Annotated in this window: 16 protein-coding genes; 1 reads left to right on the top strand and 15 read right to left on the bottom strand. The window is 61.3% G+C overall.

The window, feature by feature from the left end; translation table 11 throughout:
• Nucleotides 1–2 precede the first annotated feature (2 nt).
• Genes DW355_RS06070 through rfbB form a run of 15 tightly spaced genes read right to left on the bottom strand, consistent with a single transcriptional unit; the run spans nucleotide 3 to nucleotide 13868 of the window.
• The gene (locus DW355_RS06070) at nucleotides 3–848 is read right to left on the bottom strand and encodes an NAD-dependent epimerase/dehydratase family protein (RefSeq protein ID WP_131278473.1); all 846 of its coding nucleotides are present in this window, start codon (nucleotides 846–848) and stop codon (nucleotides 3–5) included.
• Entirely contained in the window at nucleotides 841–1554 is a 714-nt protein-coding gene (locus DW355_RS06065; protein ID WP_131278471.1) for a sugar phosphate nucleotidyltransferase, read from the bottom strand. The genes DW355_RS06070 and DW355_RS06065 overlap by 8 nt, the downstream gene beginning before the upstream one ends.
• Nucleotides 1547–2527 (bottom strand): NAD-dependent 4,6-dehydratase LegB, encoded by a 981-nt coding sequence (locus tag DW355_RS06060; protein WP_131278469.1) that lies wholly within the window; start codon nucleotides 2525–2527, stop codon nucleotides 1547–1549. Before DW355_RS06060 ends, DW355_RS06065 begins: the two co-directional genes overlap by 8 nt.
• Nucleotides 2524–3198, bottom strand: a complete 675-nt coding sequence (locus DW355_RS06055) for a DapH/DapD/GlmU-related protein (RefSeq protein ID WP_131278467.1) — start codon at nucleotides 3196–3198, stop codon at nucleotides 2524–2526. Before DW355_RS06055 ends, DW355_RS06060 begins: the two co-directional genes overlap by 4 nt.
• A gap of 2 nt (nucleotides 3199–3200) precedes the next feature.
• On the bottom strand, nucleotides 3201–4493 hold the full coding sequence (locus tag DW355_RS06050; RefSeq protein WP_131278465.1) for an ABC transporter ATP-binding protein: 1293 nt from the start codon (nucleotides 4491–4493) through the stop codon (nucleotides 3201–3203).
• A gap of 9 nt (nucleotides 4494–4502) precedes the next feature.
• A complete protein-coding gene (locus DW355_RS06045) occupies nucleotides 4503–5369 on the bottom strand; it encodes an ABC transporter permease (RefSeq protein WP_131278463.1) in 867 nt (288 codons plus the stop codon).
• Nucleotides 5366–6484, bottom strand: a complete 1119-nt coding sequence (locus tag DW355_RS06040) for a DegT/DnrJ/EryC1/StrS family aminotransferase (protein WP_242671311.1) — start codon at nucleotides 6482–6484, stop codon at nucleotides 5366–5368. The genes DW355_RS06045 and DW355_RS06040 overlap by 4 nt, the downstream gene beginning before the upstream one ends.
• Complete coding sequence (locus tag DW355_RS06035; RefSeq protein ID WP_131278461.1) at nucleotides 6477–6845, bottom strand: sugar 3,4-ketoisomerase; 369 nt, start codon at nucleotides 6843–6845, stop codon at nucleotides 6477–6479. The genes DW355_RS06040 and DW355_RS06035 overlap by 8 nt, the downstream gene beginning before the upstream one ends.
• Nucleotides 6842–7819 (bottom strand): GDP-L-fucose synthase, encoded by a 978-nt coding sequence (gene fcl / locus DW355_RS06030; RefSeq protein WP_131278459.1) that lies wholly within the window; start codon nucleotides 7817–7819, stop codon nucleotides 6842–6844. Before fcl ends, DW355_RS06035 begins: the two co-directional genes overlap by 4 nt.
• Nucleotides 7816–8940, bottom strand: coding sequence for a GDP-mannose 4,6-dehydratase (gmd, locus tag DW355_RS06025; protein WP_131278457.1), 1125 nt, complete (start codon nucleotides 8938–8940; stop codon nucleotides 7816–7818). Before gmd ends, fcl begins: the two co-directional genes overlap by 4 nt.
• Nucleotides 8941–8959: 19 nt before the next feature.
• Nucleotides 8960–10405: a mannose-1-phosphate guanylyltransferase/mannose-6-phosphate isomerase gene (locus DW355_RS06020; RefSeq protein ID WP_131278455.1), complete on the bottom strand. Its 1446-nt coding sequence runs from the start codon at nucleotides 10403–10405 to the stop codon at nucleotides 8960–8962.
• Between the two features lie 17 nt (nucleotides 10406–10422).
• Nucleotides 10423–10977, bottom strand: a complete 555-nt coding sequence (gene rfbC, locus DW355_RS06015; RefSeq protein ID WP_131278453.1) for a dTDP-4-dehydrorhamnose 3,5-epimerase — start codon at nucleotides 10975–10977, stop codon at nucleotides 10423–10425.
• Nucleotides 10974–11864, bottom strand: a complete 891-nt coding sequence (gene rfbA / locus DW355_RS06010; RefSeq protein WP_131278451.1) for a glucose-1-phosphate thymidylyltransferase RfbA — start codon at nucleotides 11862–11864, stop codon at nucleotides 10974–10976. Before rfbA ends, rfbC begins: the two co-directional genes overlap by 4 nt.
• Before the next feature lie 16 nt (nucleotides 11865–11880).
• Nucleotides 11881–12783 carry a dTDP-4-dehydrorhamnose reductase gene (rfbD, locus tag DW355_RS06005; RefSeq protein WP_131278449.1) on the bottom strand — a complete coding sequence of 301 codons (903 nt, stop codon included), beginning with the start codon at nucleotides 12781–12783 and terminating at the stop codon, nucleotides 11881–11883.
• A gap of 17 nt (nucleotides 12784–12800) precedes the next feature.
• Nucleotides 12801–13868, bottom strand: a complete 1068-nt coding sequence (gene rfbB, locus DW355_RS06000) for a dTDP-glucose 4,6-dehydratase (RefSeq protein WP_131278447.1) — start codon at nucleotides 13866–13868, stop codon at nucleotides 12801–12803.
• A 101-nt stretch (nucleotides 13869–13969) separates the two neighbouring features.
• Here rfbB and DW355_RS05995 point away from each other — a divergent pair, with 101 nt between their 5' ends.
• The gene (locus tag DW355_RS05995) at nucleotides 13970–14470 is read left to right on the top strand and encodes a phasin family protein (protein WP_131278445.1); all 501 of its coding nucleotides are present in this window, start codon (nucleotides 13970–13972) and stop codon (nucleotides 14468–14470) included.
• Nucleotides 14471–14476 lie beyond the last annotated feature (6 nt).

The following is a 14476-nucleotide window of genomic DNA, read 5'->3' as shown; positions in this document are numbered from 1 at the left end:
AGTCAGACCCTCTTCAGTATTTGTGCGATGCCGGCATCGAAGCTCAGCTGGGGTCGCCACCCCAGCACCTGCTGCGCCAGGGCGATGTCGGCCACCACATCGGGAATCTCCTGGCGGCGTTCCACCGAGTCCGAGGCCACACGTAGCCGGGTTCCCGCCACAACTTGTATCTTGTCGACGATTTCTGCGACGGAAAGTGACTGGCCTGAGCCTACATTGATGACATGAAAGCCTGCACTCACTTCGCCAGCCTTGATAAAGGCATCGACCACGTCGCTCAGATAGACATAGTCTCTTCGGGGAGCCAGATCCAGCAACCGGATTTCCTTCCCGGCCTCGACCTGCTGCAGGATTTTGGGGATCAAAAATTCGGCGCGCTGCCCGGGACCAAATACGTTGAAGATGCGCAGCGCCGTGGCCGCGACACCCTGGTGCTGTGCCGCAAACTCACAGAGTTGTTCGGACAGGCGCTTGGTCAGGGCGTACGGGTTGTTGGGCGAAGCGGGGTCGGTTTCGCGGATGGGCAGGCGCTGGGGAATGCCGTACACGTAGGCGCTGGCCAGCACCAGGCGCGCGCCGTGTGCCCGGCAGTGCGCCAGGGCGTGCTCGGTGCCCGTGACATTCGTGCTCACGAAATCGGGGCCTCGTGCCCAGCTGTCAGGTACGAAGCTGCGACCCGCCAAGTGAAAGACCACGCGCGCGGGCGGAAGTGGCTTCCAGGTCTCGGCGGCGGCCACGTCGCCGTTGGCACTGGTCAGGGGCAGGATGCTCCAGCCGTTTGCGCGCAGGCTCGCGCACAGCGCCTGGCCGATGAAACCTCCCGCGCCTGTGACCAGGGCATCAATCATGAAGGAACCTGGATTTCATCGACTCGAACTCGTCGATGGCTTGGGCATAGTCGTCGGGCCGGCCGATATCGAGCCAGTAACCCGAGAACGGTCGCACGGTCGCGGGCGAACGGGCCTCCAGCAGATCGAGCATGAGGTTATCGAAGCCATAGGGGCGTCCGACCGGAATGCGCTGCAATGCGCGCGCACTCACCATGTACACGCCCATGCTCACCTCGTAGGAAACCCCCGGCTTTTCCCGGAAGCCGCACAGCAGGCCCGAGGCGTCAGAGTCGAGCACGCCATAGTCGATCCGGTGTTCCCGGCGCATGGACGAAATGGTGAAGATGCGGTCTTCGCTTGCATGACTGTCATAGAACTGCGTGTAGTCCAGGTCGGTCAGGATGTCGCCGTTCATTACAAGGAAATGCGCGGGCAGATCCTTGATGAGCTTGAGCGGGCCCATAGTGCCCAGAGGCTGATCCTCCAGCGAGTAGTCGATCCGGATGCCCCAGCGCTCGCCGTTCTGGAAGAACGCCTTGATGATCTCGGCTTGGTGGTTCACGGCCAGCGTGATGTGGTCGAACCCGGCCTGCACCAGTTGCCGGATAATGACCTCGAGGATGGGATATTCCCCGATGGGCATCAGCGGCTTGGGCAGAACCAAGGTGTAGGGGCGCAGGCGGGTGCCCTTGCCGCCGGCCAGGATGACGGCGCGCCTAGACATTGAACTGATCCACCTTGTAGCGTTGCAGGTTCTCTGGTCGCCGCAGCCAGTCGATGGTCTGGGCGAGGCCTTCACGCAGACTGTGTCGGGGCGAGTGCCCCGTGAGCGACTTCATCAGCGAGTTGTCGCAGATCAGGCGCTCGACCTCGCTGTTGGTGGGGCGCAGGCGCACTTCATCGCATTCGATTTGCACCTCGGTGCCGATCAGCTCGGCGATCAGGGCCACCGTGTCGCCAATGGAGATTTCCGTGCCCGAGCCAATGTTGACGGTCTTGCCGACGGCGCCTTCGCACCCGGCCAGCGCCATAAAGCCCTGGCAGGTGTCGAGAACGAAGTTGAAGTCCCGGGTGGGTGTTAGGGCGCCAAGCTTGATCGTTTTTCGGCCCGCGAGCAGTTGGGTGATGACGGTGGGAATGACGGCACGGGCCGATTGCCGTGGCCCGTAGGTATTGAACGGCCGGGCCGTGATCACCGGCAGGTTGAAGCTGCTGTGGAAGCTGTAGGCCAGCGCGTCGGCGCCGATCTTGGTCGCGGAGTAGGGCGACTGGGCCTGCAGGGGATGGTCTTCGCGAATGGGCACGACGCGGGCCGTGCCGTAGACCTCGCTGGTCGAGGTGTGCACGACGCGGCCGACGCTGGCATCGAGCGCGGCCTGCAACACATTGAGCGTGCCTTGGACGTTCGTGTCGACGTAGCTCGAGGGCGCGTGATACGAATAGGGGATGGCGATCAGTGCAGCCAGGTGGTAGACGGTGTCTACGCCCTTGCAGATGCTGCGCATCTGCGCCGGGTCCCGCACATCGCCGAGCACCACCTCGATGTCGCCGCGACAAGGCGAACCGTCCAACCAGCCCCAACTGGAAAAAGAGTTGTACTGGCACAGGGCGCGCACGTGGTGGCCAGCCTGTACCAGGGCCTCGGTGAGGTGGGAACCGATGAAGCCGTCGGCGCCCGTGATCAATACCTTGCTCATGCTGTTTCTGTTTCCTTCTGATCCCTGGCGGTTCTCATCCGCACTACCACGGCGGGCATGCCCACCGCGACCGACATGGCCGGCAGGCTCTTGTTGACCACCGCACCCGCGCCGACCACCACGCCGTCGCCCACCTGCACGCCCATCAATACCTTGACCCCGCTGCCCAGCCATGACCCTCGCCCAATCGCCACGGGGCTGGAGGTGCCGGCATCGTGCCGGGGCGAGTCTTCAATGTGCTCGAACCGGTGGGTCGAGTCCGTGATCTGCACATAGGGTGCAAAGATGCAGTCGTCCTCGATCACGACCTGCTCGCCCGCGCCGATCACATTGAAGGAATTCACCAGCACCCGCGCGCCGATGCGGATATGCGCCTGGGGCATCGTGGACACAAAGGCGTAGGAGCCGATCACGGTTTCCACGCCCACGTCGATGTGGCCCGCGATTTCTGCGCATTTCTGCACCACGGCCCGGTCGCCCAGTCGCACCCGTCCGTGGATCTCGCAACCGTCCTGCAGGCTCACGCCTTGGCCGAGTACGACACCGCGCGCGACCTTGACCCGCCTTCCGAAGCGGCAGCCGGGGCCCATGTCGACGCCGTTGAGGCGCAACCACAGGCCGACGCACGTCGAGCGCAGGTCTTCCAGCTGGCGTGCGATGGTCGACAGCATGCTCAGGCGCGCTCCACGTCCCAGGGCAGCTGGACGCCCAGCAGGGAGCCCTTGCGGTCCCATCCCATGAACTGCACGATCCCCACGTTGTCGACGACCTCGAAGGTCACGTTCTCGACGATGTCGTAGACGGAAAAGCGCGACGAGATGCCGACCCGGAGACGGTAGCGACCGGTGTTCAGGATCTGCCTGGGGATTTTCACGCGCGCCTTGTAGCGGCCGGCGGGGCGCATGTTCAGCCGTTCGGGGGCGAATTCCGGGTCGGACAGGGACAGCATGGTCAACAGACCGTCGTCCAGGATGACCTGGAGGCCCACGCTCAGGCCCGACATCGGCGTGCCCAGCAGGTAGTCGACCTCGACAAAGAAGTCCTCGGTCAACTCGATCTGGCTGGCGATGGCGCCCTTGGCGTTGCAGATGGCCAGCCGCAGGACCGCCACACTGCTCGGGTTCGGCTCGGTCGCCCGCACGTACTCCGCCGCTTGATGGTCGTTGAAATGGTCCACGTACTCGCTGATGATGTCGCTGGTGGGGCCGACGCGGATGGAGCGGCCGTCGTTCAGCAGCAGGCCCTTGTTGCACATCTGCTTCACGGCCGACACGTTGTGGCTCACGAACAGGATGGTCCGGCCGTCCTTGCCGATTTCCTGCATGCGGCCCAGGCACTTCTTCTGGAAGTTGATGTCGCCCACGGCCAGCACTTCGTCCACCAGCAGGATCTCGGGGTCGAGGTGTGCCGCGACGGAGAAGGCCAGCCGCACGTACATCCCGGACGAGTATCGCTTGACGGGGGTGTCGATGAATTCACCGATCTCGGCGAATTCGACGATCTGCTCGAACTTACTGCTCACCTCACGGCGGCTCATGCCGAGGATGGCCCCATTCAGGTAGACGTTTTCACGGCCCGTGAGTTCGGGGTGGAAACCCGTGCCCACCTCCAGCAAGCTGGCCACCCGCCCCTTGAGCCGGATACGACCCGTGGTGGGCGCGGTGATGCGCGAGATCACCTTGAGCAGCGTGGATTTACCGGCCCCGTTGCGGCCGACGATGCCGATGATGTCGCCCTGATTGACGGAGAAGCTCACGTCGTCCAGTGCGTAGAAGCGGTCCCCGACGATTCGGGCCTTGCTCTCCCGGTGCCCGCGCGCGTCCACCACCTCGGCATTGGGGTCGGGCTGGCCGCGCCAGCGCGCCCACCAGCTTTGCAGGTCGCGGTACAGCGTGCCGTGGTTGATGACGCCCAGGCGGTACTGCTTGCTGATGTTCTCAGCGTGAATGACAACATCAGAGTTCATGTCGTGCCTTCACACCGTGTCCATGGCATTGGCTTCCGCCCGGGAGAACAGCAGCACCCCTGCCAGGAGCAGCAGGCCCGCGATGGCGATGTTGCTCAACCAGAGTGTCACCGGGACACCGGGCGAGCCGAACATGGCCGAACGAACGGTTTCCACGGGAGCGGTCATGGGGTTCAGGTAGAAGAACCATTGGTAGCGCTCCGGAATCTGCGAGAACGGATACACCACCGGTGTGGCGTACATCCAGAGCTGGGTCGCAAATCCGGCCGCGAAGGCGAGGTCCCGGAAGCGCACGGTGAGCGCGGAGACGATCAGCCCCACGCCCATGCCCAGCGCAGCCACATGCGCCACGATGAACGGCAATGCCAGGAGGATCTGGGCGTGCAGTTTCGCGTCGTCGGTGAGCAGCATGAACCCGATGGTCACGGCGGTGAGCAGGCTGAACTGGATGGCCAGCGCGACCAGCCCGCTCATGGCGATGGAGATCGGCACCACCAGGCGAGGGAAGTACACCTTGCCGAACAGCGCGGCATTCTTGGAAAACACCTCGGAGTTGTTGATGAGACAGACCGAGAAGTAATTCCAGAGCACGATGCCCGACATGTAGAAAAGAAAGGGCGGCAGGCCGCTGGTCGAGATGTTCGCGATCTTCCCGAACACCACGAAGTAGGTGGTGGCCGTCATGAGCGGCTGTATCAGGTACCACAGCGGGCCCAGAATCGTCTGTTTGTAGAACGCGATGAAGTCGCGCTTGAAGAACATCAGGATCAGGTCCCGGTAGCGCCAGACGCTACCCAGATCGAGCGCAACGACCTTGCCGCGGGGCGCGATAACCACGTCCCAGCGGTCCTCGGGGGTCTGCTTTGGGTTGCTCATGCCGGCGCAAACCTTTCCTTCGCCGCCACGAGCACGTCGCACACGGTCCGGATCTCGGCTTCCGTGTTGCCCACCGAGATCGGCAGGCTAAGCTCGGTGGCGTGCAGCTCTTCGGTAATGGGGTAGTGGCCGGACAGGATGCCTTTCATGGCCTCCTGGTGGTGCGGCGGAATAGGATAGTGCACCTCGGTTTTCACGCCGTGGTCGAGCAGGTGCTGACGCAAGGCGTCGCGCTGTGGGTGTCGGATGCCGTAGATGTGGAAGACGTCGAACTCATCGGCCGCCTCAGGCGGCTTGGCCAGCCAGTCGGGCAGGTGGTCAAAATAGATTCGGGCCAACTTCCGCTTGTGCGCCGTCATCTCGTTCAGGTGCCGCAGCTTCACGCGCAGCAGCGCGGCCTGCATTTCATGCAGGCGCGAGTTAACGCCCACATACTTGAAGACGTATTTCTTCTCGGAGCCGTAGTTGCGCGTCATGCGCAGGCGTTCGGCCAGGGCGTCGTCGTTGGTGACAATGGCGCCCCCTTCGCCCACGGCGCCGAGGTTTTTGGTGGGGTAGAAGCTGAAGCAGCCAGCGTCACCGAAGGTGCCGGTCGTCTGGCTGCCGAGCTTGGCGCCGTGCGACTGCGCGCAGTCCTCCACAAGCTTCAGGCCATGTTCGCGCGCGAAGGCACCGATGGCGTCCATGCGGCAAGTTTTGCCAAACAGGTGCGTCACACAGATGGCCCGGGTGTTGGTCGTCATGGCGGCAGGCAGGCGTGCCGGGTCCATGTTGAACGTGGCCAGTTCGGGTTCCACCAGCACGGGTTTGTGGCCGGCGCGTAGGATCGCGATGATGGTCGCGATGTAGGTGTTGGACGCCACCAGGATGTCGCTGCCCGCAGGCAAGTCGAGCGCCTCGATGGACAGAATCAGGGCATCCAGGCCGTTGGCCACGCCGATGCAGTGCTTGGCACCGATGTATTGGGCGAACTCGGCCTCGAAGGCACTGACTTCCTGCCCCAGCACGTACCAGCCGCTGCGGATCACGCGGGTCGCGGCCTCCTCCAGATCGGCCATGAAGGCAGCATTGGAGCGTACGAGGCTTTCGTATTCGATCATGTGAGGCTCACTCATACGGCGTGTCGATGTACTCGCTGCGGTCATAGGGATGGGAAGACATGACCAGCAGCACGGAGCCGGGACCAAAATTCATGGTGTGCCAATCCTTGGGCTCCACCAGCAAGCATTTGCCGGGGTGATCGAGTGCGATCGTTTCGGCCGTCACGCCGTCGTTCATGTAGACGTCGATCTTTCCGCTGATCGCTATCAAGGCCTGCCGCGTATAGGTGTGCCGATGGCCACCACGGGTCTGCCCATCGGCACCATGAATCCAGTAGGTGCGCACCACCTCAAACGGCAGTGCGCGCTCCATGACTGTCAGCGAACCACGCTGATCGGCAAAGGTCGGTAGATTCAAGACAGCAAAATGGGTCATACGCTGCGCATCTCTTGTGTCTGCATGTCCTGATAAGCACGACGCAGCCCATCTTCCAGCGTCACAGTTGCACGCCACCCCATGGCCTGCAAACGCCCGGAATCCATCAGTTTACGAGGTGCCCCATCTGGCTTTTCGACGTCAAAACCAATGTGGCCCGTGTAACCTACGATACGCGCGACGGTCTGCGCCAACTCCGCAATGGTCACATCCGAACCGTAACCTACGTTGATATGGCTTAGCTGCGGTTTCACTTGTGCTCGATACTCGGCGTCGGACAAGCACATCACGAAGACACTCGCTGCGGCCATGTCATCCACGTAAAGGAACTCGCGCCGAGGCTTACCCGTCCCCCAGATCATTACTTCCGAAGCTCCATCAACCTTGGCTTCATGAAAACGCCGCAACAGCGCAGGTATGACGTGGCTATTCTCGGGGTGGTAGTTGTCTCCTGGGCCATAGAGGTTGGTGGGCATTACGCTGCGGTAGTCGCGCCCGTACTGGCGGTTGTAACTCTCGCAGAGCTTGATACCGGCGATCTTGGCAATGGCGTAGGGCTCGTTGGTCAGCTCCAACGTCCCGGTAAGCAAAGCATCTTCCGCCATGGGTTGCGGCGCCATGCGCGGGTAGATGCAACTTGACCCCAGGAAGAGTAGCTTCTGTACCCCGTACTCGTGCGCCGCATGAATGATGTTGGCCTGCAGCAGCAGATTATCGTAGATGAAATCGGCCGGATAACTGTTGTTGGCCAGGATGCCTCCCACCTTGGCTGCTGCCAAGTAGACCTGGTCAGGTTTTTCGCTAGCAAAGAATGCTTGCACTGCGGATTGTTGGGTCAGGTCCAGCTCCGCATGCGTGCGCGTGATGATCTGGTCTGCCGCGACGCCCCGGGCCAGCAAGGCGCGCACGATGGCGCTGCCGACCATGCCGCGATGGCCAGCAACATAAATGCGGGGTTGTTCGAGCGAGCTCATTTTTCCTTGCTGACCTGCACGGTGTAACCATGGTGTTTGAGCAGTGCATGCTGCCTGGCCTGCTCCAGATCATGGGTGACCATTTCCTGCACCATTTCGTCGAGCGTGATCTGGGGTATCCAGCCCAGATCCTGTTTCGCCAAGCTCGGATCGCCCAGCAGGGTTTCGACCTCTGCAGGGCGGAAGTAATGGGGATCAACACGCACCACGACATCACCCACCTTCAAGGCAGGGGCTTTGTCGCCATGAATGGCGGCCACCACCGCCTTTTCATCCACGCCCTTGCCTTCGAAACGCAAGGCGAGGCCCAGTTGGGCCGCCGATTTCTCGATGAACTGCCGCACGCTGTACTGCACGCCAGTGGCGATGACGTAGTCCTTGGGGGCGTCCTGTTGCAGCATCATCCACTGCATGCGCACGTAGTCTTTGGCGTGACCCCAATCGCGCAGTGCATCCATATTGCCCATGTGCAGGCATTGATCCAGGCCCTGTGCAATGTTGGACAGCCCGCGCGTGATCTTGCGCGTGACGAAGGTCTCGCCACGACGCGGACTCTCATGATTGAACAGAATTCCGTTGCACGCATACAGGCCATACGCTTCACGGTAGTTCACCGTGATCCAGTAGGCATAGAGCTTGGCCACGCCGTAGGGGCTGCGTGGATAGAAGGGCGTGGTTTCCTTTTGCGGAATCTCCTGCACCAGCCCGTAGAGTTCGCTGGTGCTGGCCTGGTAGTAACGAGTTTTCTTTTCCAAGCCCAGGATACGGATGGCCTCCAGCAGGCGCAAGGCACCGATGGCATCCACGTCCGCCGTGTACTCAGGGCTTTCAAAGCTCACGGCCACATGGCTTTGCGCGCCGAGGTTGTAGATTTCGTCCGGCTGCACCTGCTGCACGATGCGCACCAGGTTGCTGGTGTCCGTCAGATCGCCGTAGTGCAACACGAAGTTGCGGTGGTCAATGTGCGGGTCCTGGTAGAGATGGTCAACGCGGTTGGTGTTGAAAAGACTCGCGCGACGCTTGATACCGTGAACGATGTAACCTTTTTCCAGCAAGAGTTCAGCGAGATAAGAACCGTCTTGCCCGGTGATGCCGGTGATGAGTGCAATTTTCTGTTTCATGTGAATTAAAACGCCCCTGTCAACAGCGGCCATACGTGTCTTCAAAACGAACTATGTCATCCTCACCGAGATAGCTGCCGCTTTGTACCTCAATGATTTCTAACGGCACCTTGCCGGGATTGGCCAGGCGGTGGACCTCTCCGAGCGGAATGTGGGTGGACTGGTTCTCGCTCAGCAGAATTTTCCTGTCGCCACACGTCACCTCGGCGGTCCCGGTCACCACGATCCAATGCTCAGCGCGGTGGTGATGCTTTTGCAAACTCAGTGACGCCCCCGGCTTGACCATGATGCGTTTGACCTTGAAACGCTCGCCTTGGTCCACGCTGTCGTACCAGCCCCAGGGGCGATGCACCTTGCGATGCAGGGTCTGTTCTTCGCGCTTGCGCTGTTCTAGCGCATGGACAATCTTCTTGACGTTCTGGCTCTGGCTGCGTTCGGCCACCAGCACGGCATCAGCCGTCTCGACGATGACCAGATTGTCCACGCCCACCACACCCACCAGACGACCACTGGCATGCACCAAGGTGTTGTGCGTATCTGCGGCAAGCACATCGCCTTGCAACACATTGCCTTGCGCGTCCTGCGCGCCCACTTGCCAGACGGATTCCCAAGCACCCAGGTCATTCCAACCTGCGGCCAGCGGTGTCATGTACGTGGAGATGTCCGAACCCGGGCATTTTTCCATCACGGCATAGTCGATCGACTCGGAAGGGATGGCGGCAAACCCAGCCTTGTCGGGTCGGATGAACTGCGCGTCGGTGGTCTTGCCTTGCCAGGCCGCGCGTGTAGCTTGCGCAATGTCTGATCGGAAGCGCTCTAGCGCATGCAGCCAAGTACTGGCCCTGAGCACGAACATGCCGGCGTTCCAGAAATAGCCGCCTTCTGCCAGGTAGTTCTGGGCGGTAGCCAAGTCGGGCTTTTCAACGAACGCCTGAACCTTACGGACACCCTCGCCATCACCAGATGCACCGCTCGCGCGGATGTAGCCATAGCCGGTTTCCGGTCGGTCCGGTGTCACGCCCAAGATGACGATGGAGCCATTGACGGCAGCCCGAATGGCCGCCTGAAGCGCGGCCGAATACGCGGCACCATCGGTCACTGTCTGATCGGATGGGGTCACGACCAGGATGGGGTCATCGCCTTCGGCACGAGCTTGCAATGCGGCCAGGGTGAGGGCTGGAGCGGTGTTGCGCGCAGATGGCTCCAGCAGCAAGGTAGCCATTACGTCTTTCAATTCCCGCAACTGATCCAGGGCAAGAAAGCGGTGCTCCTCGTTGGTCACGACCAGGGTCTGGCCAATCTGTATGTCCGGCGCCGCGGCGGTCTGGATTCGTTGAACGGCCTGCTGAAACAGGCTGTTGACACCTGATAACACGAGGAATTGCTTGGGGAAACCTGCGCGCGAGAGCGGCCACAAGCGGGTACCCGAGCCGCCGCAAAGAATGACAGGAGTGACATTGAACATATTCAGTTCCTCAGCTGCTATGCGTAGGTTTGCGCCTGCGCCAGCGTCACCCCCTGCCCGTCCTTGGTCGAAAGCCTGATATCACCACTCACGGCACCCAGTGGCCAATCGATGCCAAGCGCGGGATCATTCCAGAGTACGCAACGCTCGTACTCTGGTGCGTAGTAGTCCGTGACTTTGTAGAGTACATCCGCCGACTCGCCCGTGACGAGAAAGCCATGTGCAAAACCTGGTGGAATCCAATGCTGCCGCTGGTTGGCATCACTCAATTCGGCGCAAGTCCATTGACCGAAATACGGCGAACTGCGCCGCAAGTCCAACACCACGTCAAACACTTTGCCTTTGATCACCCGCACCAGCTTGCCCTGCGGCCGTTGAATTTGATAGTGCATGCCGCGCAGTACACCATGAACGCTATGGCTGTGGTTATCTTGCACAAAGTGCAGCGATATACCCGTAGCCTGAGAAAAGGTAATGTCGTTGTAGCTTTCAAAAAAAAAGCCACGCGCATCATTGAATACTTGAGGCTCAATGATCAGCACACCCGGCAACCTCGTCGGAATCACGTTCACTGAACGTACCCCTCCTTCAGCAAGCGCATCAGGTAGTGCCCGTAACCATTCTTGGCCATGGACAGGGCGAGCTTCTCCAGATCTGCGCCATTGATCCAACCTTGTCGCCAGGCAATTTCTTCGGGGCAAGCCACTTTGAGACCCTGTCGGTGTTCCAGCGTGGCAATGAACTGACTGGCTTCCAGCAGACTGTCATGTGTCCCGGTATCCAACCAGGCATAGCCACGCCCCATCAGTTCCACATTGAGTAAACCTTGATCCAGATACTGGCGATTGAGATCGGTGATTTCGAGCTCTCCACGCGCCGAGGGTTTGAGGTTGTTGGCCAAAGCCGCAACTTGTCCGTCATAAAAATACAAGCCCGTCACGGCGTAGTTACTTTTCGGAACTTTGGGCTTTTCCTCAAGAGATAGGACCTTGCCGCTCGCATCGAACTCGACCACGCCGTAGCGCTCAGGATCCTGGACATGGTAAGCAAAAACTGTGGCGCCACGGCCTCGTGCCATGGCCTGTCCCAGCATCGGTTGAAAGTCGTTTCCATAGAAGATGTTGTCGCCAAGCACCAATGCGCTCGGGCCGCCATTGATGAACCGCTCGCCGATGATGAAGGCCTGCGCCAAACCATCGGGACTGGGTTGCACGGCGTACTGCAGATTCAAACCCCACTGGCTACCGTCGCCCAGCAATTGCGTGAAGCGCGGCGTATCTTGTGGCGTGCTGATGAGCAGGATGTCGCGGATGCCCGCGAGCATCAGGGTGCTAAGCGGGTAATAGACCATGGGCTTGTCGTAGACCGGCAGCAGCTGCTTGCTGATGGCCAGCGTGGCCGGGTGCAAGCGTGTGCCGGAGCCGCCAGCGAGGATGATGCCTTTGCGTTGTACGCTCATCTGGATGGTGTCTCTCTCAAAATATTTCGTCGAGCATACGCGCCACGCCAACCTGCCAGGGGGGCAGAGTCAGACCGAAGGTTCGTTGCAGGCGCGCGCAGTCCAAGCGTGAATTGTGAGGGCGGCGCGCACGCGTGGGATAAGCGCTGCTGGGAATGGACTGCACCTGCTGGGGGGAGGTCTTGAGCGCCCAGCCCTTGTCTTGCGCGTGGCCGAGCACGAAGCAGGCATAGTCGAACCAGTTGGTTTCACCGGCAGCCGTGAGATGGTGTATGCCCAATGCTTCGGCGGACACGTCTTGGCGCATCACCTGGTGCACGGCATGCGCCGTCACGTCGGCCAGCAGATCAGCGCCCGTAGGCGCGCCGATCTGATCGTTGATGACCTTCAGTACTTCGCGTTCCGCGGCCAGCCGCAGCATGGCCCTGGCGAAGTTGCCGCCGCGCGCGGCATGGACCCAACTGGTGCGGAAGATCAGATGGCGGCAGCCAGCAGCCTGTATGGCCAGCTCACCTTCCCGCTTAGTCCGGCCATAGACACTCAAGGGTGCGGTGGCGTCGTTCTCGCGCCAGGGCCGCGTGCCGCCGCCGTCGAACACATAGTCGGTGCTGTAGTGCACCAGCAGCGCGTCATGCTGCGCGGCAGCCCGGGCCAGTACCCCGGGTGCCTCGGCATTGATTCGGTGGGCCACTTCGACATCGGCCTCGGCCCGGTCAACGGCGGTATAGGCCGCTGCATTGACGATCACCTGGGGTTGCACAGCGTGTACCGTTCGCGCCAGATCGGCCAGATCATTCAAGTCCCCGGTCAGACCGTCCGCGCCCGAGCGGTCCAACGCGATCAGCTCGCCCAGCGGGGACAGACTGCGTTGCAGTTCCCAGCCAACTTGGCCGTTCTTGCCGAACAGGAGGATCTTCATGCGCGCGCTGTCTGTACTCAGGCGTACTGCTTACGCACCCAGTCACGGTAGGCGCCGGACTGTACGCGGGCCACCCAGTGCGGATGAGCCAGGTACCACTCGACCGTCTTGCGGATGCCGCTCTCGAAGGTCTCGGCCGGCCTCCAGCCCAGTTCACGCTCCAGCTTGTGGGCGTCGATGGCGTAACGCCGGTCATGCCCGGGCCGGTCCTTCACGTAGGTGATCTGATCCGCATAGCTCTGGCCATCGCCGCGGGGGCGCAGTTCGTCGAGCAGGACGCAAAGCGTTTCGACGATCTCGATATTGGGTTTTTCGTTCCAGCCACCAACGTTGTAGGTCTCACCCACCTGGCCACGCGCCAGCACCGTACGGATGGCACTGCAGTGGTCCTGGACGTACAACCAATCGCGCACTTGCATGCCGTCTCCATAGACCGGCAGTGACTTACCTGCAAGGGCATTGACGATCATCAAGGGGATCAGCTTCTCGGGGAAGTGATAAGGACCGTAGTTGTTGGAGCAGTTGGTCGTGAGGACCGGCAGGCCATAGGTGTGGCGGTAAGCACGCACAAGGTGGTCGCTCGCGGCCTTGCTCGCGGAATATGGGCTGTTCGGTTCGTACCGGTGCGCTTCGGTGAACGCCGGAGCCTCAGCGGCCAGCGAACCATAAACCTCGTCGGTGGACACATGCAGGAAGCGGAAGGCCGACCGGTCCGGCTCATCAAGAGCATTCCAGTACGCGCGCACAGATTCCAATAGACGGAAAGTACCAACGATGTTGGTCTGGATGAAATCCTCGGGACCGTGGATGGAGCGGTCCACATGGGACTCGGCGGCGAAGTTGACGACGGCTCGCGGCCGGTGCTCGGCCAGCAGGCGGGTCAACAAGGCGCTGTCGCCAATGTCGCCCTGCACAAAAACATGCCGGGCATCACCTTGCAACGAGGCAAGATTTTCCAGATTGCCCGCGTAGGTGAGCTTGTCCAGATTCAGCACCGGCTCGTCGCGATGCGCATGGCCTGTCCCCAGCCAGTCCAGCACGAAGTTGGAGCCGATGAAACCCGCCCCACCTGTCACCAGAATCATTCCTGCCATCCCTCGGTATTTTTAATCGCAGGGATTATCGCAGCACCCTCTGGTGCTCCCCTCACCGACACCTTACAGTGCATACCTGCGGAGGAGACATCATGCAGAAACACCCTGATTTCGACGAAACCGCCCGTCAGATCTGGCAAGGCGGCCTGGACGCCCTGGCACGGGCTCAAGCGCAAGGCAGCCAGGTGCTGGACGCGCTGGTGCAGGAGGGCTTGGCCATGCAACGCCGCACCCAGGCCATGGCCGGCTCGGTGGCGGAAAAAGCTCAGGCCGCCTTTAACCAGAAGTTGGGCGACAACTTCAGTGACAAGCTGAGTGACAACTTGGGCCAGCAGTGGAGCAAGCTGGAAGGTCTGTTCGAGGAGCGCGTGGCACGCACCCTGCAACGGCTGGGCCTGCCGACCGCCCAGGAGCTGCAGGCACTGAAGGACCGCATTGCACGCCTGGAGGCCGAGCTTGAGGCCACCAACACCGACAGGCGCGGTACAGCGCGCGCCTCAAAGACCGCGGCGAGGAAAAAAACCACGGGCGCGGCAAAGACAGCGGCACGCAAAACGCCCACCCGCAAGACGGCCACCAAAAAGGCCCGCTGAGCGCGG

The sequence above is a fragment of the Hylemonella gracilis genome, assembly GCF_004328645.1.
Classification (GTDB): Bacteria; Pseudomonadota; Gammaproteobacteria; order Burkholderiales; family Burkholderiaceae_C; genus Hylemonella; species Hylemonella gracilis_B.
Note: the sequence above shows the minus strand (reverse complement) of the source record. Positions and strands in the feature narration are given on the sequence as shown.

Coding starts and splice junctions, on each gene's coding strand:
- DW355_RS06035 (WP_131278461.1), bottom strand. CDS start 6,845: ATGACCCATTTTGCTGTCTTGAATCTACCGACCTTTGCCGATCAGCGT.
- DW355_RS06020 (WP_131278455.1), bottom strand. CDS start 10,405: ATGTTCAATGTCACTCCTGTCATTCTTTGCGGCGGCTCGGGTACCCGC.
- DW355_RS06055 (WP_131278467.1), bottom strand. CDS start 3,198: ATGCTGTCGACCATCGCACGCCAGCTGGAAGACCTGCGCTCGACGTGC.
- fcl (WP_131278459.1), bottom strand. CDS start 7,819: ATGAGCTCGCTCGAACAACCCCGCATTTATGTTGCTGGCCATCGCGGC.
- rfbB (WP_131278447.1), bottom strand. CDS start 13,868: ATGATTCTGGTGACAGGTGGGGCGGGTTTCATCGGCTCCAACTTCGTG.
- DW355_RS06050 (WP_131278465.1), bottom strand. CDS start 4,493: ATGAACTCTGATGTTGTCATTCACGCTGAGAACATCAGCAAGCAGTAC.
- DW355_RS06040 (WP_242671311.1), bottom strand. CDS start 6,484: ATGAGTGAGCCTCACATGATCGAATACGAAAGCCTCGTACGCTCCAAT.
- DW355_RS05995 (WP_131278445.1), top strand. CDS start 13,970: ATGCAGAAACACCCTGATTTCGACGAAACCGCCCGTCAGATCTGGCAA.
- DW355_RS06065 (WP_131278471.1), bottom strand. CDS start 1,554: ATGTCTAGGCGCGCCGTCATCCTGGCCGGCGGCAAGGGCACCCGCCTG.
- rfbA (WP_131278451.1), bottom strand. CDS start 11,864: ATGAGCGTACAACGCAAAGGCATCATCCTCGCTGGCGGCTCCGGCACA.
- gmd (WP_131278457.1), bottom strand. CDS start 8,940: ATGAAACAGAAAATTGCACTCATCACCGGCATCACCGGGCAAGACGGT.
- DW355_RS06060 (WP_131278469.1), bottom strand. CDS start 2,527: ATGAGCAAGGTATTGATCACGGGCGCCGACGGCTTCATCGGTTCCCAC.
- DW355_RS06070 (WP_131278473.1), bottom strand. CDS start 848: ATGATTGATGCCCTGGTCACAGGCGCGGGAGGTTTCATCGGCCAGGCG.
- DW355_RS06045 (WP_131278463.1), bottom strand. CDS start 5,369: ATGAGCAACCCAAAGCAGACCCCCGAGGACCGCTGGGACGTGGTTATC.
- rfbD (WP_131278449.1), bottom strand. CDS start 12,783: ATGAAGATCCTCCTGTTCGGCAAGAACGGCCAAGTTGGCTGGGAACTG.